General features: G+C 40.8%; 1 pseudogene. It reads left to right on the top strand.

The window, feature by feature from the left end:
* Positions 1-25: 25 nt before the first annotated feature.
* Positions 26-282, top strand: a pseudogene (locus AOA59_RS27650) (class I tRNA ligase family protein); the annotation flags it as partial.

Below are 282 nucleotides of genomic sequence, written 5' to 3'. Positions count from 1 at the left end.
TTTTTATGGTGAGGATGGAGAACCTATCATCAGTGATGAAACAATCAATCATGTCTCTGACCTTTTCCGTGAACATGGTTCAAATATTTGGTTCGAATGGGAAACAAAAGACTTACTCCCTGAAGGGTTTACTTCTGACCACAGTCCAAATGGTACTTTTACTAAAGAAATGGATATCATGGATGTTTGGTTCGATTCTGGGTCGTCCCATCAGTCTGTGTTAGAAGAAAGGGAAGACCTTCAGCGCCAGCTGACTTATATTTAGAGGGTTCTGACCAATAC

The organism is Pseudomonas sp. 2822-15 (genome assembly GCF_002742515.1).
GTDB classification, from domain to species: Bacteria; Pseudomonadota; Gammaproteobacteria; order Pseudomonadales; family Pseudomonadaceae; genus Aquipseudomonas; species Aquipseudomonas salomonii.
Note: the sequence above shows the minus strand (reverse complement) of the source record. Positions and strands in the feature narration are given on the sequence as shown.